The sequence below is a fragment of the Candidatus Pelagibacter sp. Uisw_130 genome (genome assembly GCF_047722505.1).
Classification (GTDB): domain Bacteria; phylum Pseudomonadota; class Alphaproteobacteria; order Pelagibacterales; family Pelagibacteraceae; genus Pelagibacter.
Map to the genome: position 1 here is coordinate 157,414 of NZ_CP159814.1, position 24,756 is coordinate 182,169.

Here is a 24,756-nt window from a genome sequence, read left to right on the forward strand (position 1 = left end):
TAAAATCTGCAAGGTTTATATTATCTTATTAATATGGTCTGCCAGCCTTAAAGAGAGCAAGACTATTGTATAAGTTGGATGACAAGAGCCTGATGTTGGAAAAACTGAGCTTCCAGCAATAAATAGGTTTTTTGAAAAGTGAACTTTTAAATCTTTATCCACAACAGATTTTTTAAAATCTTGTCCTGCGCAAGTGCCACCCATTTGATGTGCACCGCTCATTACTTTAAAATTTTCTTCATAAAAAACCTCATCTTTAATTGAAATTCTCCCAATATCTTTGGAGATAAAAAAATTTCCCAATTCTATTAAATTTTGTTTGGCTGTTTTTTTTAATTTACTACTCATTTTCCAATTAATCTTAACTAAAGGTATTCCAAAAGGATCTCTTTTTTCACTTAAACTTATCCTATTATCTATGTCCGGTTCTTGTTCTTGGTGTAGATTTAATCGGAATTCATATAGATCATTTTTTTTATTTGTATCAATTTTATTTTTTATAAAATTCGGGGCAATACAAAGTGCTTTTTTTAAGATGTTATCCTCTTGATGTTCTGGATTTTTAATTCGTAAATAAATTCCTGCTCCAAGTAAGCCATTTTCATTTTTTGTACTTTCCTTCATTGATAAATAAAGTCTTGGTAAGCAATCTATATAAAGCTCTCGACTGAAGTTGTTTTTGCCCAAATATTTAATTAAATTGTTATAACTTAAAAAACCTTCAGCAGGCATATGCCAAGGATGATCCATATAATATTTTCCAATTGGAAGTCTTTTATCAAATAATGATGGGTCTTTTTCTTTAGACCAAAGTAACAATCTAGAGTTCTCAATACCACCAGAGGCTAATATGAAATATTTAGCTTTTAAATTAAAAAAACTTTTATTTTTTTCACATAAAATTTCACTAATTCTATTTTTATTTCCAGAAAATTTTATGAGGGTTGTATTTAGAGATAATGAAATATATTTTGATTCAGTTATTTTTTTTAAATAAAAATCTTTAAATTTCACTTGAGAAAATCTTATATTAAATTGATTAAAGTCTTCACTAAAATTTTTCTTATAAAAATCTGTATGATAAAATTTTAAGTCTAAAATTTTTTTAGCTTGCGAATCATAATTATGAAGTTCGTCAAAATCTATTGGCCAACTTTCAAATTCCTTTTTTTCAAATTTATTACAGTAACCTCCCCAAAGAGATGATGAGCCACCAAATTTTTTTACTCTTACCGTGGATAAGTCGGCATATTCATCGCCAATCGTGTCGCCCATAAGAAATTTATTACTATCTTCGTAATCATCTAAATGACCACTTTCAATTATTAAACAGTTGATTTTATGTTCACCAAGTTTTAAGGCAGCAGAAATTCCAGCAGGGCCACTGCCGACTATAATAACAGGAAATTTTTTTCTCTCTAATTCAAGTATGTTATCAACGATCATTTTTACCAAGTATCCATATTTTATTTTTATGTCTTATAAAATTATTAATTTTATTTTTAAATTTACTTAAAAATTTTATTTTATCATTTTTAAAAAAAGTATGTATTAAAAAAGTTGCAAGGGTAGATTTCAGGAATTTTCTCTTGCTACTCATTATCTACCTTTTTAACACTTTTGCATTGCGTTTGATTTTTCAATACTTTTTTTAGATTAGTAATAATTTTATTTTTATTAAATGTATCAGTATAATAATCATAATTTTTTTTAACAATTTTTTTTACAAACTTTTTATCACGAACTTTTTGCATGATTGACTTTATATCAGCTGTCTTGTTGATATTTAGTTTAATTACTTTATCTTTAAGTTCAGGGTCTAAAACCTTAGTATTATAAATTACAGGTTTTCTAAAAAAAAATGCTTCATAGAGAGGAAAAGTATGTGGGGCAACCATAGTAGGAATTATTACAGCTAGACAATTTTTATATAAGTCCCTTAATGTATGATCATCCACATAGTTAAATATCAAAAATTTTTTTTGGAGGTTAAATTTTTTAATCAATATTTTTATTTTGTATAGATTTCCCTTATCGTACCCAGTAAAAACAACTTTAAAATCTAGTTTTTTTATTTTTTTTAAGTAGTTAATCGCATTAACAATATAGATATGGTTTTTATGAGCCCAAAATTGAGCGGGATAGAGCAAATAATCCCCACTTATAACAATTTTCTTAGTATTCGCTTTTTTAGATAGGCTTGTAATAGGTGGAGGAAATCTCAATTCATAGATTTTATTTTTACTAATATTATAAATTTTTGAAACTTCTGCTTTAATTTTTTTTGTACCAACAACAAGTTTTGAGCAATTATTGCAAGCAATAGTGTAATCTTTGTCTCTTTTTAAAGAAGTTTTCCTATCAAACTCTGGCAGGCTCAAAAGCTTTCGATGTTCTAAATCAAAAATCGTATATATAAAATTTATATTTTTAAAATTATTAATTAACGGGCTAGGATCAAGAAAAAAAACTGAATTAATATTATTTCTAATTAAAAATTTCTCAAATGAGTATTGTATTGGCAGAAAACTGAATAAATTTTTTAATCGATTTAGAATTTTAACTTTAAGCTCTATTTTATTAAATAATAAGGTTTTGATCCCTAATTTTTTATTAAGTATTTTTTTTGAACCTTTAAAAGTAGTTATATAAACAAAATTATATTCTTTAATTTGCTTTAAATATTTGCACATACTTATTGCCATGTGCAATTTACCACCTGATTCAGGTGTGATATCAATTATAACACCAACATTTAATTTTTTATTCATTATTTATTTTTTTTATGTAGCTAGATAAAAATTTAAGTGGTTTTTTAATTATCTTTATTAGAAAAATAAAATAAACAAAAAATTTATTCTGATTATTTTCTATTCTAATTCTATTTAAATCAATTAGATGATCAACATAATTCACCTTAGATGAAAAGCCCCCACTTCCAAATTTGCCAAAAATTTCACTTTTTAGTGAAGACATTCCATCCATTTTAAATCTTTTAATCATCTTATAAAAAAAATCTAGATCTGCGCTTAAATATTTAGGATTATATTCTCCTATTTTTTTATGTTCTTTAGTTTTAATAAAAAAACCAACAGAGTGGGATGTGTAAAAGCCAAAACTAAACCTAATTTTCCATGGTTTATATCCATACATTAATTTGTATTTTTGAACACTACCAAATAAAAAATCAATTTTATTATCAAAGAAGTACCTATTTACTAATTGTAATGCATTTGGATAGTAAAAATCATCAGCATTTAAAAATCCAATAATTTCACCATTAGCAAGTTTTAATCCTTTATTCATTGCATCCCAAATACCCATATCTTTTTCAGTGATGTGAATATTTATTTTATCTTTGTATTTATTAATGATTGTATTAGTGCTGTCATTTGAATCACCATCAATAATAATATATTCAAAATTTTTATGAGATTGGTTAATTACACTATTGATACATTTTTCAATTGTTTTTTCTGAATTTTTAACCACTGTGATTATTGTAATTAATTTATTATTTTTCATGTTTCTATTTAATTTTTTTAAATATATCTGAATAAATTTTTGAATGCTTTTTAATTTCAAATCTCTCGAGATGTTTTTGTGCAAATATAGTTTTTCTAATTAATCTTGTAGGTTTATTGAAATGATTAAGAATTTTTTTTGATAAATTATTATAGTCACCTATTGAAATTAAGTCACCACCTTTACCATTTAAAAGTATTTCAGAAGGACCAGAGTTACAATTTGTACTTATAGCAGGTACACCTAATGTTAAAGCTTCGACTAAAACATTTCCAAAGCCCTCATAACAAGAAGTTAATATTAATAAATTAGATTTTCTTAAAAATGGAAAAGGATTGTGGCATTTTTTTATTATTTTAATTTTATTGTAAATACCTAAATTTTTGGACATAGTAATAATATTTTTTAATTCAGGGCCATAACCAATTAATAAAAGTTTTATATTTTTTAAACTTTCAGATACGATTTTAAAGGCTAACAAAGTAGTTTTGTGATCTTTTCTCTTGGTAAATCTCGATATATTTATTATATATTTATGTTTATTAGAGAGTGACGTAGGAATTCTAGATTGCTTACGAATGTCAACATCATATGAAGGGTTATATACCGTTACTACTTTTTTCTTTGTGAGGTTTTGTAAATCACGACTAAGTTTTTTGCTAATACCAATGACCATATTTGCTCTTATGTACAAGTGTTTAATCAAAACTCTTAAAAAATTTTTTTTAAAGAAATCATAAATGTTATTATAAAAATTTAGTTCGTCTAAATGATTTCTTTCTATTAAAATAGTTTTAATTTGATTGATTTTATATGTACTAAAAATTGATATTATATTTGCAAAGTTTTGATTTGAAATTAATAATACTTTTTCATATTTGTTTTGGCTAATGTGTTTTTTAAGCAAAGTTCTTAACTCGCTTACAGTAAACAATGCACGAGAAGCATTCAGCTTAATGAATTTAATTTTTTTATTTAGTATTTTTTTTAAAAAACTATTATTTAATGATAAAAATGTTATTGAAAAATCGTTTAAGTTTAAGTTTTTAATTAATCTATATAGTGAATTATCAGCACCACCAATATCAGAGTATGGGTGAAAAAAGATTAATTTTATTTTTTTTTTCATTTTATAGATACTTAATTATTGTATAAAAATATTCATTACAATTTTTATTATAATTAAATCTATCAAGACTTTTAAAACCCAATAAAGTTTTATTTTTTAGTAATTTTTTATGACTAGAAAATTTTTTTATTTTATTAGCGAGTTGTGAATAATTTCCTACATTAAAAAGATAGCCATACTTCCCATTTGCCAATATTTCTTTAGGACCTGTGAGACAATTTGATGATATAATAAATTTTTTTAATGACATTGCCTCAAGTAAAACATTAGGTAATCCCTCATATATTGAGGACAAAATAAACAAATCTGATTTTTTTATATAGGGGTAGGGATTTTTTTTGTAGGAAATAATTTTTACATTTTTTAAAGAATTATTTTTAATATACTTTTTTAAGTTTTTTAGCTCTTCTCCATCACCAATTATTAGTAGTTTATATTTGATATAATTTTTTAATAAATTTACAGCTTTTAATATGGTTAGTTGATCTTTTTGTTTTACTAATCTACCCAAACTGACAATGTTAATATGTTTTTTTTTGAAAAAATTAAACTTAAAACTTTGATTAGCTTTTTTATTTATTTCTTTTAGATTTTCAAGTGGATTGTAAATATATTTTGCATTTAAATTGAATTCGTTTTTAATTTGGTTTTTAAATTCTAAACTATTAACGATTAATTCATCAGCAAATTTAAAAAAAAATAAAAAAATCTTCTTTTTAATGGGATTGCCTGAATATGAAAGGGGAGATGTATTTGATCTTATAATAACCTTATAGTTAAAAATAATACCGATCAAAATTGCATACAAATTACTATTAAAAGAAAAAACAACAATTTTATTTTTATGTGTTAATAAAAATTTAATAAATAATTTTAAACAAATTAAAGTTTTTATTAATCTAGATTTATGGATCCAATAATGGCTAGTTGGAGCTATTACATTTATTTTTCTATTAAATTTTCTTTTTTTGTTAGTATTAGCTGTTATTAAAAAAATGTTATCGATTTTAGCTGAAAGAAAATTACTAATATTAAATAAGTTTTTTTCTACACCGCCATCTTCTATTGTGGGAGAAAAAATTAATAATGTTTTTTGATTTAACAAGTTTTTGATTGTAAAATATTTATATAATAACTATTAATTATCATAGTTGGTAAAAATTTAATAAATATTTAACATAAAATTATGAATAAAATATTCTATTGGTCACCTTATTTGTCTAATGTGGCAACAATTAGAAATGTCATAAATTCTGCTTTATCTTTAAAAAAATATAATTATGATTCTTATGATGTGTCTTTACTGGATACTATGGGTGAATGGAAATTATACAAAGAAGAAATTATTCAAAATAAAGTCAATATTAAAAAAATAAATAATCTTAATTTGAATTTTGATCTTAATAAATCAGGTTACTTTAAATCACGTCTTTATTTTATTTTTATATTTATCTTTAATTTTTTTCCACTCTTAAAGCTATTAAAGGTAAAAAAACCTAATTTCCTAATTGTGCATTTATTAACATCTTTACCATTGACCTTATTACTATTTTTTCATTTTAAAACAAAGTTTATTTTAAGAATTTCAGGATTACCCCGTTTAAATTTTATAAGAAAATTGTTATGGAGGTTAATTGGTAAAAAAATATTTTTAGTAACATGTCCATCTAAAGAAACTTTGAATCATATTAATAAATTAAATATTTTTGATCCTCAAAAAGTTACCTTATTATATGATCCAATAATTGATGTTTCAAAAATACACAATAATTTGAAAAAAAAAATCGATGTCCTGGATTTGCAAAAAGATTATTTTATTAGTGTTGGTAGATTAACTAAACAAAAAAACCATACCCTATTAATTAAGCTTTTTAAAATTATGTGTAATAAAAATAGAAATTTATTTTTGTACATACTTGGAGATGGTGAGGAAAAAATAAATATTATAAAAGAAATAAAACAATTAAAATTAGAGGATAACGTTATTTTACTTGGGTATAAAAAAAATCCATATCCATTTATATCTAAAGCCAATGCTGTTTTGTCACCATCTTTATGGGAGGACCCTGGTGCAGTTATGATAGAGGCTGCATTTTGTAATAAAATAGTTATTTCAAGTGATTGTATTTCTGGTCCAAAGGAATTTCTTTTGGATGGAAAAGGAGGTTACCTGTTTAAAAATAATAATCTAAGCTCTTTTGTAAAAACAATTAATGACTTTTTACAAGACAACAATCATAATATTTTATTAAAAAAAATAAATGCAAAAAAAAATTCCAAAAAATATACTTTGTTTAATCATTTCAAACAATTGGATGCATTGTTATGTTAAGCATATATGTTAATTTAATTATATTTTTAATTGTAAGTTCATTTTTCGTTTTATTTTTATCTCAAAAGAAAAAATTCTTTTTAGATATAAAAGATAAACAACATAAAAAATTTGTAACTAAAACTAAAAACTATTCAATCGGTGGAATTATATTATTAATATTTTTTATTTATTTTCATTTCTTTATTGAAAAATTACAAAATACCCATATTTTATTTTTTGGATTGATATTCTTGGTAGGTTTTTTTTCAGATCTTAAATTACTAGATGATCCTAAGAAAAGATTTTTAATACAGGTAATACTTTTGTTTACTTTTATTTATTTAGTTGATTTAAAAATACCTCTCACAAAAATTACTTTTATCGACCATTACCTCAAAAATATTTATTTTAATAAATTTTTTACTATATTTTGTCTAATGATATTTATTAATGGAAGCAATTTTATTGATGGATTAAATACATTATTGATTGGTCATAATTTTTTAATATGTTTATTTTTAGTTTTATTTTTTGAGCCTATATTGCCAAATATCTTAATTATAAAATGTCTTTTATTAGCTTTATTAGTTATTTTAATTTTTAATTTCTTTGGCACAATTATTTTAGGAGACTCAGGTTCGTACCTATTATCTTTTTTTATGGGAATTTATTTAATAAATTTTTCTAATTCAACAAACTCTATTTCACCCTTTTTCATAATTTTGCTACTTTGGTATCCTTGCTTTGAACTACTTTTTTCAATGATTAGACGTTTGTTTTTTAAACAAAAAATGTATGAGCCAGACACTAATCATCTTCACCAAATTTTATTTAAATTTTTTACTAAAAAAATCAAAAATCAAAATAATAATCATTTAACTGTTTCTATGCTTATTAATGGATACTTTTTTTTAATTTTATTTGTCACAATTAATATGGATACATACCTGAAAGTCAGCCACATACTTTTGACAATATTGATGAACCTTACTATTTATATATTGTGTTATTTTCTTTTTAAAAAAGCTTTAAAATATTAGTAAGATTAAATAAAACTTATTTTCTTTTTTTCAAAAGCCAAAACTAATCCTACGTTAGTCCAAAATATTATTGCACCGTAAGTTGTAAAAAAGCTACCAGACGGTAAGGGTAAAAAAATTGTTGTAAATATAAATATTAGTGCAGATAAGTGAAGTAGATTTTTATATTTTTGGTAATTAAAAAAACCTCTGATTAAAAAATATGAAATAAATGTTAAAAATATTAAATAGCCAATAATTCCTAGCTGAGATAGTATTTCTAAATGTAATTGATGCGGGTGAGTCGTGCATTTACTATCGTTAGATAGAAATTTTTCATCACTATATATATCTTTATTACACTCGTTATAAAAAGTTCTCAAGCCAGTGCCCATTATAGGATAATTTTTAAAAATTTTTATAGCAGCCCCATAATGTGCACCATATTGAGAATTATAATAATAACCTGTCAGTCCATTGTTTGTTAGATATGTAATGAATTGACCTTTAAACCTACTGTTTAAATCTTTATTTAAATTTATTAATGATAATGATGTAATCACAATCGTTAAAAGTAATAATATTTTAAATTTTAGTTTAAAATTATACCAAAAAAATATGAATAAAATTGCACCCAAAAATAATTTTATAAAATTAGCCCTTTCTCCAATCATTAATGAAATCGTAATAAACGTAAGCATCCCAATAATGCTAAGGGAGTTCTTTTTAAAAGTTAAAATAATTAGAGATAAAGAAATAAAACAAAACCCATAATAATAGTGACCAATTTTCAATTCATCTCCAAGTATACTAGATAATCTTCCCGGAAAAGTATTATTCATTCCAAACATGTTATATCCAAAAATAATTTCAAAAATAAGGTCTACAGAAATTAGAAGAAATATTACAGTCCAAGATTGTAAAATTAATTTTATATATTTAAAATTATTTTTTTTAAAAAAAAAAGCGATTGCAAATGGTAATAAAACAAAGCGAATAAAACCAATACTTCTTGAAAGGGAAACCTCAAAGTCTGTAGAAAAAAATAAATTGACCAAAATATAAAAAAAAAATATTAGTAAAAAAATAAAAAATGGATCTTTAAAAAAAAACAAGTTTTTTTCTTGAATAGTTAAGAATACAAAAAATAAACATAGGATTACAACTGAAATATTAGCTAAACTAGATGATAATAGTAATATCAAGGGAAGTAATGAAATTAGAATTAAGGAAAAAGAGTAGATTTTTTTCTCTTTTTTTAACAACAGCAGATCACGCAGCAAAAAACTATCCATAATTTTTAAAATTTTCTTTTCAGTGAATTAATTGAAAGTATTATTACTGAATAAAAAGACTTTATAAAAGAAAATTTCTGGTATTTATTATACACTTTAAAGGCATCAAGTGTTTTTTGTAAAAAATTAGTAGATAAAGAATTTTTATCAAAATTCCAAGTTACGAGAGTACTATTTAAATTGTATGCTTTATAATTTTTTTTTGTGATCTTAAGCCATGCCACAAAGTCTTCTTGTGTTTTAAGATTTGGAAACAAATTATAATTAATAATATTTTTTTTAATTATTACTGTTGACAGTCCAATAACACAAGATTTTAATAAATTTTTATATTCTATTGACTCTTTTTTATATTTAACCTCAACTATTTTGTTAGGAAATTTTTTTTTATAATTACTAAAACTAAAATCAATATCGTTATTATTCATAAAAGCTATTTGCTTACCTATTTTTTGCTTATGCCAAAGATCATCAGCGTCAATAAAGGCTATAAATTCACCATGGGAGTTTTTTATTCCAATGTTTCTTGAATAACCAGCACCTATATTTTTAATGTTTTTAATAATTTTAACCTTAGGATTTTTTTTAGTAATTTTTGTTAAGATATGAAAGTCAGTCAGATCTTTATCGTCATATATTATTATTAATTCGTAATTTTTATAGGTTTGCCTATCTATAGAGTCTAAAGTTTTGCGTATATAGTCTATTTTTTTATAGTAGGGTAGTATGATTGAAACTAATTGCATTGCTTAAATTCTTATCATTGTTTAAGTATTGCTACTATATATCAAAAAAAAATAAAACACATGTATGTTAAAATAATAACTTATTTTTTATCTTTTTTTGATAAAGTAAATAAAAATAAAATAATTGAATTTTTTAAAAAAAATATCACAGAAGATATTGTTAATTTTATTGATGTTGGCGCGCATCATGCTGAAACAGTAAAGCTATTTGATAAAGAATTGATTATAAAAAATTTTTTTTGTTTTGAATGCAGCCCTTTAAATTTTAAGTTTTTAATAAAAGAAATAAAACGAATGAATAAATCTTCGATTAAATCATTTAATTATGCACTCGGTGAGGAAAAAAAAACTATGATTTTTAATCAATCCATTGAATCACAATCATCTAGTTTAATAAAACTAAATAAAAACTCTAAGTATTTCCTTAAAAAAAAAAAATTCTTAACTTTTTTTAATTTTAAAAAATTTACAGAAAATGAGTTTATAGTAAATGTAGATACACTAAAAAATTTTTTAGATGAGAATTTGTTAAATAAAATAAAAATACTAAAAATTGATACAGAGGGATATGATTTTAATGTGATTAAAGGTTTAAAAGATAGAATTAAAGATGTGGAGTACATATATTTTGAGCATCATTTCCATAATATGTTAGATAAAAATTATAACTTAAGTGATGTACATGATTATTTAATTAAAAATGGTTTTAAAAAGGTATTTAAAATTAAAATGAGATTTAGGAAAACATTTGAATATATATATAATAATAGTAAGTATGTGAGTTAATGAAAGATTTAACGTTAATCATTCCAACAAAAAAAGAAGTAGAATCACTGCCTATTTTTTTAAAAGAATTAAAGCATTTTAATTGTGTTAAATTAATTGTATTACAAAAAGAAGATCTTAAAACAATTGACTCAATAAAAAATATTCCTGACATAAAGATTTTAGAACAATCTAGAAACGGATATGGTAACGCCCTTATTGAAGGTATTAATGCAGTTGAAACAGAATATTGTTGCATAATAAATGCTGATGGATCAATGGATCCAAAATATTTACAATTAATGTATGATGAATGTCAAAATAAAGATTTTATATTTGCATCAAGATATCAAAAACCTGAAGGTGGCAGTGATGATGATGATTTAGTAACACTTGTTGGCAATAAGTTTTTTACTTTTTTTGGAAATTTTTTCTTTAAATTAAAAATTTCTGATATTTTGTTTACTTATATTATGGGAAAAAAAGATTCATTTAAAAAACTAAAACTTAATAATTATGATTTTAGAATTTGTGTTGAACTACCAATTAATGCAAAAAAATTAGATTTAGTGTATAAATGCGTGCCTAGCTTTGAAAGATCAAGAATAGGTGGAAAAAAAAAGGTTAATGCAATAAAAGATGGGCTATTAATATTATCTGAAATGATAAAATTATTGGTAAAAAAATTTTAATTATGAAAAAAATTGCTCTTATTTTTGGAATCACTGGTCAAGATGGATCCTATCTTGCAGAATTTCTATTAAAAAAAAACTATATTGTTCATGGTGTGAAAAGACGTTCGTCTTCAATTAATACAGGAAGGATAGATCACATTTATCAAGACCCACATATTCAAAAAAGATCTTTCATATTGCATTATGGAGATATTACAGATTCTTTAAATGTTACACGTCTAATTAAGCAAATTAAGCCAGATGAAATATATAATCTTGCAGCGCAGTCACATGTTGCAGTTTCTTTTGAGTCACCAGAATATACGGCTAATGCAGATGCATTAGGGACTTTAAGAATTTTAGAAGCTATTAGATTTAATAATTTAATAAAAAAAACTAAATTTTATCAAGCAGGTACTTCAGAACTGTATGGCAAAACTGAAAAAATACCTCAAAATGAAAATACTCCATTTCATCCAGCCAGCCCTTATGCGGTTGCAAAATTATATGCGCACTGGATAACAATTAATTATAGAGAGGCGTATGGTATGTATGCGTGTAATGGAATTTTGTTTAATCATGAAAGTCCTAGGCGTGGGGAAACATTTGTAACCCAAAAAATCGTTCAAGCATTATGTAGAATTAAATATGGTAAACAGAAAACCCTTTTTTTAGGTAATTTATACTCAAAAAGGGATTGGGGGCATGCAAGAGAATATGTTGAGGCTATGTGGTTGATGTTAAAACAAAAAACACCGGAAGACTTTGTTATCTCAACAGGTAAACAAATAAGTGTTAAAAGTTTTATCAATATAGTTGTAAAGCAACTCAAAATTAAAATTACCTGGAAAGGAAAAGGAGTTAATGAAAAAGCCTATGATTTAAATGGTAAATTGATTATAGCATGCGATAAAATTTATTATAGACCACTAGAGGTCAACACTCTTCTTGGAAGCTCAAAAAAAGCATTCAAAAAACTGAAATGGAAACCTAAGATAAAAGTAAATGAGCTTATTAAAGAAATGATTAGTGAAGAGATAAAATTATTAAACTAATTAAATAATTTTAAATGAATACAAATATTGATAAAAAAATATTATTTTCATGCTGTATTTCAATTTTACTAGCACTATCAATTTTTTATATCTCATTAAATTATAATGTATGGTCAAGTATTTGGGGGTTCTTAAAAATTCCACCTAATGTTGTACCATTTTCAGATTTTAAAGCACACCTACTTTTTTTACAATGTGGAGAATTAGGTATAAGCATAAGTCAAGAATGCACCTTAATCTCAGCTGGTAATGCAAAGATCAGTACACATCCAAGAATTTGGATATATTTATTTGATATCCTAAATTTAAAAAATACTTTAATATATAATTTAAGCATAATAACCCTATTAACTCTTTATTTTTATGCACTAATTAGCTTTATTGTTAACACCAATCATAAATTCACTAAAGTTTTTATGATAGTTTTGTGTTTTTCGACTTCTAACTTTATAATGATAGAAAGATTGTCTACTGATTTAATAATTTTTTTATTAGTTTATTTTCTTTTAAATCAAAAAAATAAAATTTTACAATCTTTTATAATCTTTATAGGTTTTGTTTTAAAATATTATCCAATATTTTTAACATCACTGCTAATAGAAAAAAAAAGAGACATTTTCATCTTCGTATTTTTTGTATTATTTTTTATATTTTTTTTTTATTACGAAGAAATTAAATTAGCAAACAATAGTATTGTAGAAATGGCATTACCGATTGCATATGGATCTAGAACAATGTTAAAAGCTTTTTTCCATCTATCTCAAGAGTATAATTTTTTTCTTAACAATCAAAACATTAATTTTTTTAGAAATTTAGTTATGTTAATGTTTTTTGCATATGCTTTTCTTCTAATTATAGTTGGGTACAAAGAAAAAATTTTAATAAATATAAATAATAAGATAGATAAGTTTTTTTTATCAGGGGCCTCGATTTATGTGGGTACCTTCATAATAGGTGCTAATGTTGATTATCGTTTAATGTTTTTAATCCTAACAATCCCATATTTGATGAAATTGGAGCTTGGGATCTTTAAATATTTAATCCTAATTTGTTATTTTTTATCATTTAATAGTTTTTATTCTTTATCAGGTGAAGTGCTTAGTTATTCTTTTTTTATTAAATCAGCATTAATTTTCTTTTGTAAGTTTATAATTTTTTCATTACTTTCTGTTTTAATTGGATTACAATTAAAGAAAATAAATTTTTTTCAATTATAAATTAATATGTATAAAAAAAAAATATTTGATAAATTAGAAAAAAAATATAACACATATCAAGACAAAGGAACTGTTGGCTTATTGATGAAAAATTGTCATAACCAACTGGAAAAAAATAAACATTTAAAAAAATTTAATAATAATAGTAGAGTTCTTGAAATAGGCGCAGGTTCTTCACCTCATTTAATGTATGTTTCTCATAATTATGGAAAATACATATTTTTAGAAAATTCAAAATTTGCAATTCATTATTTAACAAAAAAATTTAAAAGAAATAAAAAAATTCTTTTTAAAAAATATAATGGAAAAAGAATTCCATTTAAATCAAATTATTTTGATAGAATTATTATTTCCCATGTTTTAGAGCACATACCAGACCCTGAATACTTTCTTAAGGACATGATGTCTAAATTAAAAAAGAATGGTATACTGTCTATCGCATTGCCATGTGATCCAGGTTTTTTATGGAGAGTGGGAAGGTTTTTTCTTAAAATATTTAGTGTAAAAATGAAATTAAATATTTCCAATATTGAATACGATTATATGATTGCCTCAGAACATATTAACTCAATATTTAATTTAAAATCTATAATAAAATATTACTACTCAAAAAATATCATTAATGAAAGTTATTTACCTTTTAAACTTAAATCTCTGGATTTAAATTTATTCTATAATATAACTTTAAAAAAATAATTTTCTTTTGATTATTAAAGCTATGTTTAAATATATAGTTTGAAATACTTTCATTTTTGATTCACCTTTTTTCAAATCATATCTTAGATCTATGGGTAATTCATAAAAACGTAATTTATATTTGTATAGTTTGAGTAAAATGTCAGCAGATGCAGAAAAACCTGTTTCAGAAAAAAATTTTTTATTATTTTTCCAAGCCAGTTTAATTGGCTTAAGTTTAAATACTCTAAAACCAGATGTATAATCACTGACATTTTTAATCGGAAAAAAAACTTTATATAATATTGCAGCACCAAAACTTAAAAATTTTCTTAATTGATTTATTCCTGCTGTTTTAGAGTGTTTCTTAAATCTAGATGCGATTACAATGTCATAATCATTATGAGTTAATGTCATTACCATTTTATAACTTAGGCTTACCGTATGTGAGTTGTCTGTATCCATGGTTATTAAAACATCGTCATCTTTTCCTTTTAAGAAGCAATATTCGAAACCTGTTTTAAGAGCCTTACCTAGTCCCATATTTTTTTTATGTTTTATGATCTTTATAGAAATATTTTTTTGTGAGTTTTGATGTTTAAAATTATTAATTATTTTGACTGAGCTATCTTTAGAACCATCATCTACAATAATAATCTTAACTGATATATTTTTTGATTTATAAAAGTTATTAAGATCTCTTAGTATTTTATTCAGATTTAAACTTTCATTATAACATGGAAATATATAAAAAATTTTTTTAGACATTTATTTTAGCTTAAATTCTTTAGTCAAAATTTGTAAAATTTTTTTACTTATATTAACCCCATAAGGGTTATTCCATTTATTTTTAGATTTCATCATTTTATTTAAAGCATAGTCAATTTTTGTTCAGTTTTAATTTAAATAAAATTTTTTTATTGATCTTTATTTTATTTTCTTTTATTCAATCAGAAATAGTGTTGCCTACTATAAAAATTTTAAAACTTGTAATATTTTCTTTTAAAAGATTTTTTTTTGACTCTTTGGTTGGTACCATTAATATGTCACTTAATTGATCTGTAATAATTCTATTTATTTCCTCAGGCATAGATTTGTCATACGATCTAAGTCCAGCTTCTACATGAACTAATTTAGTTTTTTTACCATTATAATTTAACTTATTGCAAGCTAAAGACGAGGCCAAAACAGTATTGGTGTCTCCTTGATTAATTACAAAATCTGGTTTTTCTTTTAAAATAATTTTTGATAACTCAGTTATGGCAGTAGGTAAAAATTTTTTTTTAATTTTAAGTGAGTACTTAGGAATAACTTTAAAATCATCTAAGAATTTCCCATCCATTAAATATGTATAATGTTGTCCGGTATGAATAATAAAGTATTTAATTTTTTTTTTTTCACACAATTTTATTAATGGGGATAATTTTATTATTTCGGGTCTAGTACCTAGAACAAAGCAAATTTTCATTAATAAATATTATTTATAATTAATTACTATTTTAATAGTATTTATATATGCAATAAATTATATAAAAAGATATACAACTATTTTATGAAAATATTTCTTGCTGGACATAAAGGCCTTGTGGGGTCTGCAATATTGAGAAAACTAAAAAAAAAAGGTTATAAAAAAATTATTATTGAGGATAAAAAAAAACTTAACCTATTAAATCAAGATGAAGTTTTTAAGTTTTTAAAAAAAAATAAGCCTCAAATTGTGATAATTGCTGCTGCTAGAGTAGGGGGTATTCATGCGAATAGTGTTTACGGTGGAGATTTCATTTATGAAAATTTACAAATACAAAACAACTTAATTCATTCTAGCTATCTAAATGGAGTAAAGAATTTAATTTTTTTAGGTTCCAGCTGTATTTATCCTAAGTTTTCTAAGCAACCGATTAAAGAAGATTATTTACTATCTGGAAAACTTGAGGAAAGTAATGAGCCATATGCTGTAGCAAAAATTGCAGGAATTAAAATGTGTGAAGCGTACAATAAGCAATACAAAACAAATTATAAATGTCTTATGCCAGCTAACACTTACGGTCCAAATGATACGTATGATTTAATGAACTCTCATTTTTTTCCTGCTTTAATACATAAAGCACATTTATGTAAATCAAATAAAAAGAATTTTTTAGAAGTATGGGGTAGCGGTCAGCCCTTGAGAGAATTAATTTATGTTGATGATGTTGCGGATGCTTGTATTTTTTTTATGAATAAAAAAATTAAAGATACATTAATAAATATTGGCACAGGCAAAGATATGAAAATTAAAGAATATGCTAAGTTTATAATAAAAAAATTAAACTTAAGTGTAAAAATTAAATTTAAATCTTCAAAACCAGACGGTATGAAAAGAAAAGTTTTGGATATATCTAAAGCAAAAAAATATGGGTGGGTTTCTAAAACCTCTTTAGATGATGGATTTGATCAAACATACCAAGAATTTTTAAAAAAACTTGATAGAAAATGAAAAATATAATTGTTGTAACTGGAGGTGCGGGTTTTGTAGGAACAAACTTAATAGAACTATTTATAAAAAAAACTAAATATAAAATAATTAGTATTGATGATTATTCATCTGGAAAAAAAATAAATCATATACAGAGCAAAAGAGTTAAATATATAAAAAGTAACACTAAGCATATTTCAAAAATTTTACACAAGTTAAGAAAAAATATTAATTCAATTTTTCATTTTGGTGAGTTTGCTAGAATTTATCAAAGTTTTTTAAAATTCAATCAGTGTATTGACTCAAATACTATTGGCACAAATGAAGTATTTAATTTTTGTTTAAAAAATAATATTAAATTAATCTATTCAGCAACTTCTGCGACACTTGGTAATGCTGGACAGGATAAAAATTTATCCCCATACGCATTCACCAAAGCAAAAAATCTTGAGATGTTAAATAACCTTAAAAAATGGTTTAATTTTAAATTTGAAATAGTTTATTTTTACAATGTTTATGGACCAAGACAAATATGTGAAGGAGATATGGCAACCGTAATTGGAATATTTGAAAACAGTTATAAAAAAAATACTAAGCTGCCAGTAGTTTTGCCAGGCACACAAACAAGAAGATTTACCCACATAATGGATACCGTTGAAACTTGTTATTATGCTTGGAAAGAAAATAAATGCAGACATTACAGTATTTCAAATAAAAAAAGTTTAAGTATTTTAAAAGTAGCTCATTTTTTTAAAAAAGGCGTCAAATTACTACCCAAAAGAAAAGGAGAAAGGTATGCTTCTGCTTTAACAAATATGAGTTTATCAAACAAGGTTTTTAAAAGATTTGGAAAAGTTGATTTGGGTCTTTATATTAAAGAATTTATTAAAAATAATTGATTATTAATTAAAAAAAACATTTACAATCTAACATTTTCCTATATACCAGCGTTGCCTGGTGATTATTGCGAAGGGGTTATACCCGATCCCATTCCGAACTCGGAAGTCAAGCCCTTCAGCGCCAATGGTACTTTGTCTTAAGACACGGAAGAGTAGGACATTGCCAGGCTATTATTTAAGTTTTAGTTTTATTTTTTAAAAAAAAAATCTAAACATCCTTTGTAAAATCCTAAAACTTTATCTTTTTTTCTAATCTTAAAAGCTAACAAGATAAAGAAATAAGGAACCCTAAGTATGTGGTAGATGTAACCGATTATTTTGTCTGAGAGTGTGCCAGTTTTTTGAATCAACATTAGAAAACCTTTAGTTTCATTATAACTCCTGAAATACCATCCAGAAACATTAATACTACTAGCTATTTTGTGGAAAGTTTCAGAATTAAGATTGACAACAAGTTTTCCTATTTTTTTTAATCTAAATGATAATTCGGCATCATCTGGTCCAAAAATAAAATCTTCATCTTCTAGACCAGTAGTTTTAAAAACTTCAGTTTTATAAAAAGAACAGCAGCCAGCGATCATATCAGTTTCAATAATATCTTTATAGCTTGAGTTATCAATAATTCTTTTTTTTTGTAAATTCATTGTCCTTTGAAATTTCAAATATGACCAAGTTGATTTAAAACCTTTCCACCAAATAGTATTTCTAAGATACGCATGTTTTATTTTCGGTGAAGCAGCAACAATATCATTTTCATCTAAAAATATAGATGACATATTTTTTAAATAATTTTTAGTAATTATAAAATCACAATCAATTCTTGCTGTAAGGTCATATTGATTTTGGATAGAGAATTTGAATCCAATATTAACACCAGGGGCCAAACCAATATTCTCTTTTAAATTATGCAAGTAAATATTTCTATTACCTTTTGAAGCTACTTTAAAGTTTTTGGTAACGTCAATGATTTGAATTTGTTTATTTTTATTAAATTCAATTTCAGGATCATCTATTTTAATTTTATTTTCTGACCAATCTTTAATTTTTTTAATGTGGAAGTTTTCAGATCCTTGATTTACTAAAAGGATATCAAAATTTTTATATTCGTTTTGGAAAATACTCTCGAGACAAGCCACTGTATTTTCCCAATCATTCCAAGTAAGAATTGTTATTAAAATACTTTTATTCATTATTTCCAATTTTAAATTTAAGTAGACTTTTAGAATTTAATTAACATATTTATTAGTTTATAGTTGAATATTAATATTTTTTAAATTTAAATTTATAAAAGGTGTTTTACATTACTTTGGACGCATGGTATCTAATTGGTTTGAAAATATCATGAATTCAATATCAGTAGTAATTTTAGTTGGAGGTATTGGCTCAAGGTTTTCTGCAATTAATGAGCCTCCAAAACAATTATCCAAATTAAACCAAAACGTAATTTTAATAAATATTATAAATAATTTTAAAAGATTTGGATTTAATCATTTTATATTTCCGCTTGGATCAAAAAAAAGTTTTTTTATTAAATTTTTTAACAATAAAAAAAACATAAACAAATATAATTTTAATATTATAAAAAATAATTCTAAAAATCATAAATTAAAACTAAATAAAATAAATATTTCATACTTTGATGCAGGAGAAAATACAAAAAAATTCTTAAGAATTAAAAAATCTTTTAATTATACTAATAATGATGACATACTAGTTGTTTATGGAGATGACTTAGCCAACGTTAATTTAAGAAATCTTGTAAAAAAATATAATTTAACGAAAAGAAAAAAAGCAATAATTACAATATATAAAAAAAGATCTCAATATGGACATCTTATCGTCAATAAAAGTGGTGACGTTAAAAAATTTATTGAAAAACCACCACATGAGCATCCAATAAATATAGGGTTTTATTTATTTTCTAAAAAAATTTTAATGTCTTATAATAAAAATAATCTCGAACTCGAGAGTCATTTTTTGCCAAGATTGACTAAACTTAATTTATTAAAAAGTTATGAACATAAAGGATATTTTTATAGCATAAATGATAAAAAAGAATTAATGAGTGCAAAAATCAAGTTAAAAAATTTATGAAAAAACAAAATATACTTATAACTGGCGGGTTTGGCTTATTGGGCAAGCCATTGACTTTAAAACTTATAAATTTAAAACACAATATATTTATTTTAGAAAAGAAAAAAAATTCTAAAAGATTAATATTTTTACCCAAAAAACCAAAAATGATTATTCAAGGAGATTTTACTAATAAAAAATTAGTAGAAAGTATAATAAAAAAAAATAAGATAAACGCAATTTTTCATCTTGGTGCGATAACGCAAGTTTTAGATTCTCTGAAAAAACCATACGAAACCCATTCAGTCAATGTGATGGGTACTATAAATTTTTTAGAAAATATTAGATTAATAAATAAAAAAATTACCTTTATTTATAGTTCAAGTGATAAAGCATATGGCGAACTCAATAAAAGAAAAGAATATAAAGAAGATGATACCTTAGACGGAATATATCCGTATGATGTATCAAAATCAGCATCTGATTTAATATGCCAATCGTACAGCAAAACATATGGAATGAAAGTAGGCATTATAAGATGTGGAAATATATATGGTCCTGGAGATTTAAATCTTGGAAGGTTAATTCCTGAAGTGATTTTATCTACTATCGCTAAAAAAAAATTTATAATTAGATCAAACGGCAGAGCCAGAAGAGATTATGTTTTTGTAGAAGATGTTGTGGATGCTTATTTAAAATTATTTAATAAAATTAAATCTTCAAAGGATCATCTAAAAATTTACAATGTAAGTTCAAAATTTAATTATTCAGTTTTGCAAGTTGTAAATATGATACTTAAAAAAATGAATAGTGTTAAATTAAAATCAATAGTATCTAATACATCTAAACAAGAGTTAAATTTTCAAAGACTCAATTATTCTAAAATTAATCGGGATCTTGGGTGGAAACCTAAAACGGATATGCAAATAGGGCTCGAGAAAACAATTTCTTGGTATATTAAATTTTACAAATTTTTAAAAAATAATAAGAAATAGCAGTTAAAATAGAATCAAAAGTAAGTGTTTGCTTTTTTTTAATGAAAGAATAGTAATTATGTTGCATGTACCTTCTGATCCAAAATTTTTTACTAAATAAGTTTAAGTACTGATTGCCTAAGTTATTATTGTGAATATTTTTTTTTGTTAATTGTTCTAAATCACATGAAATATCGTAATTTATTTTACAAAATATACTAAGCTGTGCATCGATAGCTAGATACTTCCAATTAAAAGGTTTTGCTTTTTTAAAGAATGTTTTTAACACTTTTCGTCTTACAAGAATAGAGCTTGTTCCATAGATTTGTGGCCAGTCATTAATAAATTGTTTAAATAGAAAATTTAACTTGTATCTTTTTTTTTTAATTTTTTTACTAATGGTAAAATTCTTTTCAACTAGCATTGGATTATCTTGATTGAAGAAAATTTTTTTTTTATTTATTAATTTATCTAAAAAATAAAGTTTGTTTTTACTGAAATAATCATCACCATCCATTAAACAAATAAAATCACCTTTAGATTTTTTAAAACCAATTTGAATTTTTGCCATTTGGTTTTGCTCAGCTTGTTTATATTTCGAGGGAAGATGAAAATAGTGTATATTTTCTTTAGAAAAAAATTTATTATTTTTTATATATTGTTTTTTATCTGATGTGTCACATATAATAACTTCATAATTTCTAAAGGATTGATCTAAACATGACTTTATTGCTTTATTTAAATGTTTATCTTGATTATGTGTGTTTATAAGAATACTAAATTTCATTATATCAGTCTATGGACTAGAATTGTTTATTAATAAAAATATTGACCAAATATATTATTAAAAGTACAAGATTGACATTAATTAAATAAAATAATTTAAAATGAAAATTAAAAGCTCACTAAAATCATTAAAAAAAAGAGACCTTAATTCTAAACTGGTAAGAAGAAGAGGTAGGGTTTATATAATCAACAAAACAAACCCAAAATTTAAAGCAAGACAGAAGTAATTTTATGGATAGCAATGACCATAAAGATACCTGGGATGTTTTTACAAAATTTGTATTGTGGGGAACTGTCGCTGTTATAGGTGTTTTAGTTTTAATGGCAATATTCTTACTATAGAGTTTGCTCTATGAGAATCGTTTCAATTTTAGAAAATCAAAAAGTAGAAAAAAGAATAGCAATCACCCCTGATATTGCAAAAAAATATATAGCCCTTGGTTTTAAAGTTACTATAGTCGAAAATTATGGAGAACACTTAGGATTTAAAGATAGTGACTATAAGGATTTAGGTGTCGAAATTTCAACCAACGAATCTGAAATTTTAAATAGTGCTGATATCATTATTCAATTAGGTTTATTATCAGATGAAAATAATTCCAATTTAAAAGAAAACCAAACTCTAGTTGGGGTATTTAATCCTTTTGCTAATAAAGAAAAAATAGAGAATTTATCTAAAAAGAATATTAATATTTTTTCTTTAGAAATGCTGCCTCGAATAACTAGGGCACAATCAATGGACATACTTTCATCCCAAGCCAACTTAGCTGGTTACAAAGCGGTAATAGAGTCATTCGCAAACTTCGAAAAAGCAATACCAATGATGATGACGGCAGCGGGCACAGTTCCTGCAGCAAAAGTGTTAGTGGTTGGTGCAGGAGTGGCTGGTCTTCAAGCTATTGCAACAGCAAAAAGAATGGGTGCTATTGTATTTGCTACAGATGTAAGAACGGCCTCAAAAGAACAAGTTGAAAGCTTAGGTGGAAAATTTTTAACTGTTGAAGGATCAGAAAACCTCGAAACAGAGGGTGGTTATGCGAAAGAAGCGTCCGATGAATTTAAGAAAAAACAAGAAGATCTTTTAGCCGAAACTTTAAAGAAAATTGATATTGTAATATGTACTGCTTTAATTCCAGGCAAAAAAGCTCCATTAATCATTAAAGGCCCCATGATTGATAATATGCAATCAGGCTCTGTTATTTATGATTTGGCAGCAATTCAAGGTGGTAATTCAGAATTTACTGAGGTTGACAAAATTGTAACTAGAAATGGAGTAAAAATTATGGGTGAAACAAATATCCTTAATAAACTTCCTGTTTCGGCTTCAAATCTTTATTCAAAAAATGTATTTAATTTTGTGTCAAATTTATATGATAAAGAGAATAAAAAAATTAATATTAATTTAGAAGATGAAATAATTAACAAAACATTAATTAAGTAGATTTATGGAAATAGACCCTTTTATATTTAGATTAAGCATATTCATTTTATCAATTTTTATTGGTTATTATGTTGTGTGGAGTGTGACACCATCTTTGCACACGCCATTAATGTCAGTTACTAACGCAATATCATCAGTAATTATTGTTGGTGCTATAATTGCAGGTTTAGCAGGAAGTGCAGACAACGTTTTTACAATATCGAACATTCTTGGTTTTTTAGCAATATCTCTTGCAGCCATTAATATATTTGGAGGATTTTTGGTCACTCAAAGAATGCTTCAAATGTATAAAAAAAAGAAGAAAGATAAATAATTATGTCAGCAAATTTATCAGCAATTTTTTATTTAGTTTCAGGGGTATTATTTATATTGGCATTAAGAGGTCTTTCATCACCAGAAACTTCAAGACAAGGTAATTTTTTTGGAATTTTGGGAATGGTGATAGCTATCACAGTTACCTTTTTATCTGTTGGAAGTTTTTCTACTGGTCTGACTTATGTATTAATTTTTTTACTAGTAGGTGGCCTTATAGGAGCATTCATAGCTTACAAGATACCAATGACTGCTATGCCAGAATTAGTGGCAGGTTTTCACAGTTTAGTTGGTTTGTCAGCAGTTTTTGTTGCAATCTCAGCTTTCTTAAATCCGGAAGCATTCAATCTAGGATCACCTGGAGCCATTAAACTTGCGAGCTTAATTGAAATGTCAATTGGAGCTGCAGTTGGTGCTATAACATTTTCAGGCTCAATAATTGCCTTTTTAAAACTTCAAGGAATAATGTCTGGGTCACCAATCACATTTAAAGGACAACATTTTCTTAATGCTTTATTGTTAATTTCAATTCTAATTTTAACTTACTTACTAAGCTCATCGCAGTCATCTAACTTTTTTTGGGTATTAATAGCAGTTTCATTTTTAATAGGGTTTTTATTAATCATTCCAATAGGTGGAGCAGATATGCCGGTAGTAATTTCAATGTTAAATTCATACTCTGGTTGGGCTGCTGCAGGAATAGGTTTTACTTTAGAAAATACTGCATTAATTATAACGGGCGCGCTTGTTGGATCTTCAGGTGCAATCTTGTCTTATATAATGTGTAAAGGTATGAACCGTTCATTCTTTAATGTAATTTTAGGAGGATTTGGTGCAACAGAACAATCTGCATCAACAGAAAATAAAGAGCAAAGACCAGTTAAGAGTGGTAATGCGGAAGATGCCGCCTTCTTAATGAAAAATGCATCATCAGTTATAATTGTTCCAGGTTATGGTATGGCAGTAGCTCAAGCACAACACGCGCTAAGAGAGATGGTAGATACTTTAAAGAAAAATGATATTAAAGTTACTTATGCAATTCATCCAGTTGCAGGAAGAATGCCTGGACACATGAACGTTTTATTGGCTGAAGCGAATGTCCCTTATGATGAGGTTTTTGAACTAGAAGAGATTAATAATGATTTTGCAAATGCAGATGTTGCGTTTGTAATTGGTGCAAATGATGTAACAAATCCAATTGCAAAAACTGATCCACAAAGTCCAATTTATGGAATGCCAGTATTAGATGTAGAAAAATGTAAATCAGTACTGTTTGTAAAGAGAAGTTTATCTCCTGGATATGCTGGAGTTGATAATGAATTATTCTATAAAGACAACACACTAATGTTATTTGCAGATGCAAAAAAAATGACTGAGGATATAACCAAAAATCTTTAAATTG

27 protein-coding genes and 1 rRNA gene are annotated in these 24,756 nt (G+C 24.8%); 17 read left to right on the forward strand and 11 right to left on the reverse strand.

Annotated features, from left to right (window positions below):
* Positions 1-15 precede the first annotated feature (15 nt).
* From ABXT55_RS00820 to ABXT55_RS00840, 5 genes are all read right to left on the reverse strand, one after another.
* A complete protein-coding gene (locus tag ABXT55_RS00820) occupies positions 16-1,446 on the reverse strand; it encodes a GMC oxidoreductase (RefSeq protein WP_415284873.1) in 1,431 nt (476 codons plus the stop codon).
* 146 nt (positions 1,447-1,592) lie between these two features.
* A complete protein-coding gene (locus ABXT55_RS00825; protein ID WP_415284874.1) occupies positions 1,593-2,771 on the reverse strand; it encodes a glycosyltransferase in 1,179 nt (392 codons plus the stop codon).
* Complete coding sequence (locus ABXT55_RS00830) at positions 2,764-3,525, reverse strand: glycosyltransferase family 2 protein (RefSeq protein ID WP_415284875.1); 762 nt, start codon at positions 3,523-3,525, stop codon at positions 2,764-2,766. The genes ABXT55_RS00825 and ABXT55_RS00830 overlap by 8 nt, the downstream gene beginning before the upstream one ends.
* A gap of 4 nt (positions 3,526-3,529) precedes the next feature.
* Positions 3,530-4,654 carry a glycosyltransferase gene (locus ABXT55_RS00835; RefSeq protein ID WP_415284876.1) on the reverse strand — a complete coding sequence of 375 codons (1,125 nt, stop codon included), beginning with the start codon at positions 4,652-4,654 and terminating at the stop codon, positions 3,530-3,532.
* Position 4,655: 1 nt separating this feature from the next.
* Positions 4,656-5,759 (reverse strand): glycosyltransferase, encoded by a 1,104-nt coding sequence (locus tag ABXT55_RS00840; protein WP_415284877.1) that lies wholly within the window; start codon positions 5,757-5,759, stop codon positions 4,656-4,658.
* Positions 5,760-5,840: 81 nt separating this feature from the next.
* Between ABXT55_RS00840 and ABXT55_RS00845 the strand changes: the two genes are divergently transcribed.
* Both ABXT55_RS00845 and ABXT55_RS00850 read left to right on the forward strand, forming a co-directional pair.
* The gene (locus tag ABXT55_RS00845) at positions 5,841-6,986 is read left to right on the forward strand and encodes a glycosyltransferase (protein WP_415284878.1); all 1,146 of its coding nucleotides are present in this window, start codon (positions 5,841-5,843) and stop codon (positions 6,984-6,986) included.
* The gene (locus ABXT55_RS00850) at positions 6,980-8,008 is read left to right on the forward strand and encodes a hypothetical protein (protein WP_415284879.1); all 1,029 of its coding nucleotides are present in this window, start codon (positions 6,980-6,982) and stop codon (positions 8,006-8,008) included. Before ABXT55_RS00845 ends, ABXT55_RS00850 begins: the two co-directional genes overlap by 7 nt.
* Before the next feature lie 5 nt (positions 8,009-8,013).
* On the opposite strand, the gene ABXT55_RS00855 is transcribed toward ABXT55_RS00850, so the two are convergent.
* Positions 8,014-9,282: an O-antigen ligase family protein gene (locus tag ABXT55_RS00855; RefSeq protein WP_415284880.1), complete on the reverse strand. Its 1,269-nt coding sequence runs from the start codon at positions 9,280-9,282 to the stop codon at positions 8,014-8,016.
* Positions 9,283-9,287: 5 nt separating this feature from the next.
* Complete coding sequence (locus tag ABXT55_RS00860; RefSeq protein ID WP_415284881.1) at positions 9,288-10,028, reverse strand: glycosyltransferase family 2 protein; 741 nt, start codon at positions 10,026-10,028, stop codon at positions 9,288-9,290.
* Between the two features lie 60 nt (positions 10,029-10,088).
* Between ABXT55_RS00860 and ABXT55_RS00865 the strand changes: the two genes are divergently transcribed.
* From ABXT55_RS00865 to ABXT55_RS00885, 5 genes are read left to right on the forward strand one after another with little or no spacing between them, the layout of a single operon-like run.
* Positions 10,089-10,814, forward strand: a complete 726-nt coding sequence (locus tag ABXT55_RS00865) for an FkbM family methyltransferase (RefSeq protein ID WP_415284882.1) — start codon at positions 10,089-10,091, stop codon at positions 10,812-10,814.
* Positions 10,814-11,485 (forward strand): glycosyltransferase, encoded by a 672-nt coding sequence (locus ABXT55_RS00870; protein WP_415284883.1) that lies wholly within the window; start codon positions 10,814-10,816, stop codon positions 11,483-11,485. Before ABXT55_RS00865 ends, ABXT55_RS00870 begins: the two co-directional genes overlap by 1 nt.
* A 2-nt stretch (positions 11,486-11,487) precedes the next feature.
* Positions 11,488-12,522: a GDP-mannose 4,6-dehydratase gene (gene gmd, locus ABXT55_RS00875; protein WP_415284884.1), complete on the forward strand. Its 1,035-nt coding sequence runs from the start codon at positions 11,488-11,490 to the stop codon at positions 12,520-12,522.
* 14 nt (positions 12,523-12,536) lie between these two features.
* Entirely contained in the window at positions 12,537-13,739 is a 1,203-nt protein-coding gene (locus ABXT55_RS00880; protein ID WP_415284885.1) for a hypothetical protein, read from the forward strand.
* A gap of 6 nt (positions 13,740-13,745) precedes the next feature.
* Positions 13,746-14,435: a class I SAM-dependent methyltransferase gene (locus ABXT55_RS00885; protein ID WP_415284886.1), complete on the forward strand. Its 690-nt coding sequence runs from the start codon at positions 13,746-13,748 to the stop codon at positions 14,433-14,435.
* Here ABXT55_RS00885 and ABXT55_RS00890 read toward each other — a convergent pair.
* The gene (locus tag ABXT55_RS00890) at positions 14,424-15,182 is read right to left on the reverse strand and encodes a glycosyltransferase family 2 protein (RefSeq protein WP_415284887.1); all 759 of its coding nucleotides are present in this window, start codon (positions 15,180-15,182) and stop codon (positions 14,424-14,426) included. The genes ABXT55_RS00885 and ABXT55_RS00890 overlap by 12 nt on opposite strands.
* A 178-nt stretch (positions 15,183-15,360) precedes the next feature.
* On the reverse strand, positions 15,361-15,882 hold the full coding sequence (locus tag ABXT55_RS00895) for a UDP-N-acetyl glucosamine 2-epimerase (protein ID WP_415284888.1): 522 nt from the start codon (positions 15,880-15,882) through the stop codon (positions 15,361-15,363).
* 84 nt (positions 15,883-15,966) lie between these two features.
* On the opposite strand from ABXT55_RS00895, the gene ABXT55_RS00900 reads away from it, so the two are divergent.
* From ABXT55_RS00900 to rrf, 3 genes are all read left to right on the forward strand, one after another.
* Positions 15,967-16,890 (forward strand): GDP-L-fucose synthase family protein, encoded by a 924-nt coding sequence (locus ABXT55_RS00900; RefSeq protein ID WP_415284889.1) that lies wholly within the window; start codon positions 15,967-15,969, stop codon positions 16,888-16,890.
* Positions 16,887-17,768, forward strand: a complete 882-nt coding sequence (locus tag ABXT55_RS00905) for an NAD-dependent epimerase/dehydratase family protein (RefSeq protein ID WP_415284890.1) — start codon at positions 16,887-16,889, stop codon at positions 17,766-17,768. Before ABXT55_RS00900 ends, ABXT55_RS00905 begins: the two co-directional genes overlap by 4 nt.
* A 54-nt stretch (positions 17,769-17,822) precedes the next feature.
* Positions 17,823-17,937 (forward strand): 5S ribosomal RNA (gene rrf / locus ABXT55_RS00910).
* 19 nt (positions 17,938-17,956) lie between these two features.
* On the opposite strand, the gene ABXT55_RS00915 is transcribed toward rrf, so the two are convergent.
* Positions 17,957-18,958: a glycosyltransferase family 2 protein gene (locus ABXT55_RS00915; RefSeq protein WP_415284891.1), complete on the reverse strand. Its 1,002-nt coding sequence runs from the start codon at positions 18,956-18,958 to the stop codon at positions 17,957-17,959.
* 151 nt (positions 18,959-19,109) lie between these two features.
* On the opposite strand from ABXT55_RS00915, the gene ABXT55_RS00920 reads away from it, so the two are divergent.
* Together ABXT55_RS00920 and ABXT55_RS00925 are read left to right on the forward strand one after the other, a co-directional pair.
* On the forward strand, positions 19,110-19,862 hold the full coding sequence (locus ABXT55_RS00920) for a nucleotidyltransferase family protein (RefSeq protein ID WP_415284892.1): 753 nt from the start codon (positions 19,110-19,112) through the stop codon (positions 19,860-19,862).
* Entirely contained in the window at positions 19,859-20,836 is a 978-nt protein-coding gene (locus ABXT55_RS00925) for a GDP-mannose 4,6-dehydratase (protein WP_415284893.1), read from the forward strand. Before ABXT55_RS00920 ends, ABXT55_RS00925 begins: the two co-directional genes overlap by 4 nt.
* On the opposite strand, the gene ABXT55_RS00930 is transcribed toward ABXT55_RS00925, so the two are convergent.
* Entirely contained in the window at positions 20,799-21,602 is an 804-nt protein-coding gene (locus tag ABXT55_RS00930) for a glycosyltransferase family 2 protein (RefSeq protein ID WP_415284894.1), read from the reverse strand. The genes ABXT55_RS00925 and ABXT55_RS00930 overlap by 38 nt on opposite strands.
* Before the next feature lie 100 nt (positions 21,603-21,702).
* On the opposite strand from ABXT55_RS00930, the gene ykgO reads away from it, so the two are divergent.
* Genes ykgO through ABXT55_RS00955 form a run of 5 tightly spaced genes read left to right on the forward strand, consistent with a single transcriptional unit; the run spans position 21,703 to position 24,752 of the window.
* Entirely contained in the window at positions 21,703-21,828 is a 126-nt protein-coding gene (gene ykgO, locus ABXT55_RS00935) for a type B 50S ribosomal protein L36 (protein WP_006997331.1), read from the forward strand.
* Between the two features lie 4 nt (positions 21,829-21,832).
* Entirely contained in the window at positions 21,833-21,943 is a 111-nt protein-coding gene (locus ABXT55_RS00940) for an aa3-type cytochrome c oxidase subunit IV (protein WP_415284895.1), read from the forward strand.
* A 10-nt stretch (positions 21,944-21,953) separates the two neighbouring features.
* Positions 21,954-23,042: a Re/Si-specific NAD(P)(+) transhydrogenase subunit alpha gene (locus ABXT55_RS00945; RefSeq protein WP_415284896.1), complete on the forward strand. Its 1,089-nt coding sequence runs from the start codon at positions 21,954-21,956 to the stop codon at positions 23,040-23,042.
* Between the two features lie 4 nt (positions 23,043-23,046).
* Positions 23,047-23,355 carry a proton-translocating transhydrogenase family protein gene (locus tag ABXT55_RS00950; protein ID WP_271512636.1) on the forward strand — a complete coding sequence of 103 codons (309 nt, stop codon included), beginning with the start codon at positions 23,047-23,049 and terminating at the stop codon, positions 23,353-23,355.
* 2 nt (positions 23,356-23,357) lie between these two features.
* Positions 23,358-24,752, forward strand: coding sequence for an NAD(P)(+) transhydrogenase (Re/Si-specific) subunit beta (locus ABXT55_RS00955; protein ID WP_415284897.1), 1,395 nt, complete (start codon positions 23,358-23,360; stop codon positions 24,750-24,752).
* Positions 24,753-24,756: the final 4 nt, after the last annotated feature.

Excerpts from the sequence above, each read along its gene's own strand:
- ABXT55_RS00820 (WP_415284873.1), bottom strand. The coding sequence starts at position 1,446 with ATGATCGTTGATAACATACTTGAATTAGAGAGAAAAAAATTTCCTGTT.
- ABXT55_RS00825 (WP_415284874.1), bottom strand. The coding sequence starts at position 2,771 with ATGAATAAAAAATTAAATGTTGGTGTTATAATTGATATCACACCTGAA.
- ABXT55_RS00830 (WP_415284875.1), bottom strand. The coding sequence starts at position 3,525 with ATGAAAAATAATAAATTAATTACAATAATCACAGTGGTTAAAAATTCA.
- ABXT55_RS00835 (WP_415284876.1), bottom strand. The coding sequence starts at position 4,654 with ATGAAAAAAAAAATAAAATTAATCTTTTTTCACCCATACTCTGATATT.
- ABXT55_RS00845 (WP_415284878.1), top strand. The coding sequence starts at position 5,841 with ATGAATAAAATATTCTATTGGTCACCTTATTTGTCTAATGTGGCAACA.
- ABXT55_RS00850 (WP_415284879.1), top strand. The coding sequence starts at position 6,980 with ATGTTAAGCATATATGTTAATTTAATTATATTTTTAATTGTAAGTTCA.
- ABXT55_RS00855 (WP_415284880.1), bottom strand. The coding sequence starts at position 9,282 with ATGGATAGTTTTTTGCTGCGTGATCTGCTGTTGTTAAAAAAAGAGAAA.
- ABXT55_RS00860 (WP_415284881.1), bottom strand. The coding sequence starts at position 10,028 with ATGCAATTAGTTTCAATCATACTACCCTACTATAAAAAAATAGACTAT.
- ABXT55_RS00865 (WP_415284882.1), top strand. The coding sequence starts at position 10,089 with ATGTATGTTAAAATAATAACTTATTTTTTATCTTTTTTTGATAAAGTA.
- ABXT55_RS00870 (WP_415284883.1), top strand. The coding sequence starts at position 10,814 with ATGAAAGATTTAACGTTAATCATTCCAACAAAAAAAGAAGTAGAATCA.
- gmd (WP_415284884.1), top strand. The coding sequence starts at position 11,488 with ATGAAAAAAATTGCTCTTATTTTTGGAATCACTGGTCAAGATGGATCC.
- ABXT55_RS00880 (WP_415284885.1), top strand. The coding sequence starts at position 12,537 with ATGAATACAAATATTGATAAAAAAATATTATTTTCATGCTGTATTTCA.
- ABXT55_RS00885 (WP_415284886.1), top strand. The coding sequence starts at position 13,746 with ATGTATAAAAAAAAAATATTTGATAAATTAGAAAAAAAATATAACACA.
- ABXT55_RS00890 (WP_415284887.1), bottom strand. The coding sequence starts at position 15,182 with ATGTCTAAAAAAATTTTTTATATATTTCCATGTTATAATGAAAGTTTA.
- ABXT55_RS00895 (WP_415284888.1), bottom strand. The coding sequence starts at position 15,882 with ATGAAAATTTGCTTTGTTCTAGGTACTAGACCCGAAATAATAAAATTA.
- ABXT55_RS00900 (WP_415284889.1), top strand. The coding sequence starts at position 15,967 with ATGAAAATATTTCTTGCTGGACATAAAGGCCTTGTGGGGTCTGCAATA.
- ABXT55_RS00905 (WP_415284890.1), top strand. The coding sequence starts at position 16,887 with ATGAAAAATATAATTGTTGTAACTGGAGGTGCGGGTTTTGTAGGAACA.
- ABXT55_RS00915 (WP_415284891.1), bottom strand. The coding sequence starts at position 18,958 with ATGAATAAAAGTATTTTAATAACAATTCTTACTTGGAATGATTGGGAA.
- ABXT55_RS00920 (WP_415284892.1), top strand. The coding sequence starts at position 19,110 with ATGAATTCAATATCAGTAGTAATTTTAGTTGGAGGTATTGGCTCAAGG.
- ABXT55_RS00925 (WP_415284893.1), top strand. The coding sequence starts at position 19,859 with ATGAAAAAACAAAATATACTTATAACTGGCGGGTTTGGCTTATTGGGC.
- ABXT55_RS00930 (WP_415284894.1), bottom strand. The coding sequence starts at position 21,602 with ATGAAATTTAGTATTCTTATAAACACACATAATCAAGATAAACATTTA.
- ykgO (WP_006997331.1), top strand. The coding sequence starts at position 21,703 with ATGAAAATTAAAAGCTCACTAAAATCATTAAAAAAAAGAGACCTTAAT.
- ABXT55_RS00940 (WP_415284895.1), top strand. The coding sequence starts at position 21,833 with ATGGATAGCAATGACCATAAAGATACCTGGGATGTTTTTACAAAATTT.
- ABXT55_RS00945 (WP_415284896.1), top strand. The coding sequence starts at position 21,954 with ATGAGAATCGTTTCAATTTTAGAAAATCAAAAAGTAGAAAAAAGAATA.
- ABXT55_RS00950 (WP_271512636.1), top strand. The coding sequence starts at position 23,047 with ATGGAAATAGACCCTTTTATATTTAGATTAAGCATATTCATTTTATCA.
- ABXT55_RS00955 (WP_415284897.1), top strand. The coding sequence starts at position 23,358 with ATGTCAGCAAATTTATCAGCAATTTTTTATTTAGTTTCAGGGGTATTA.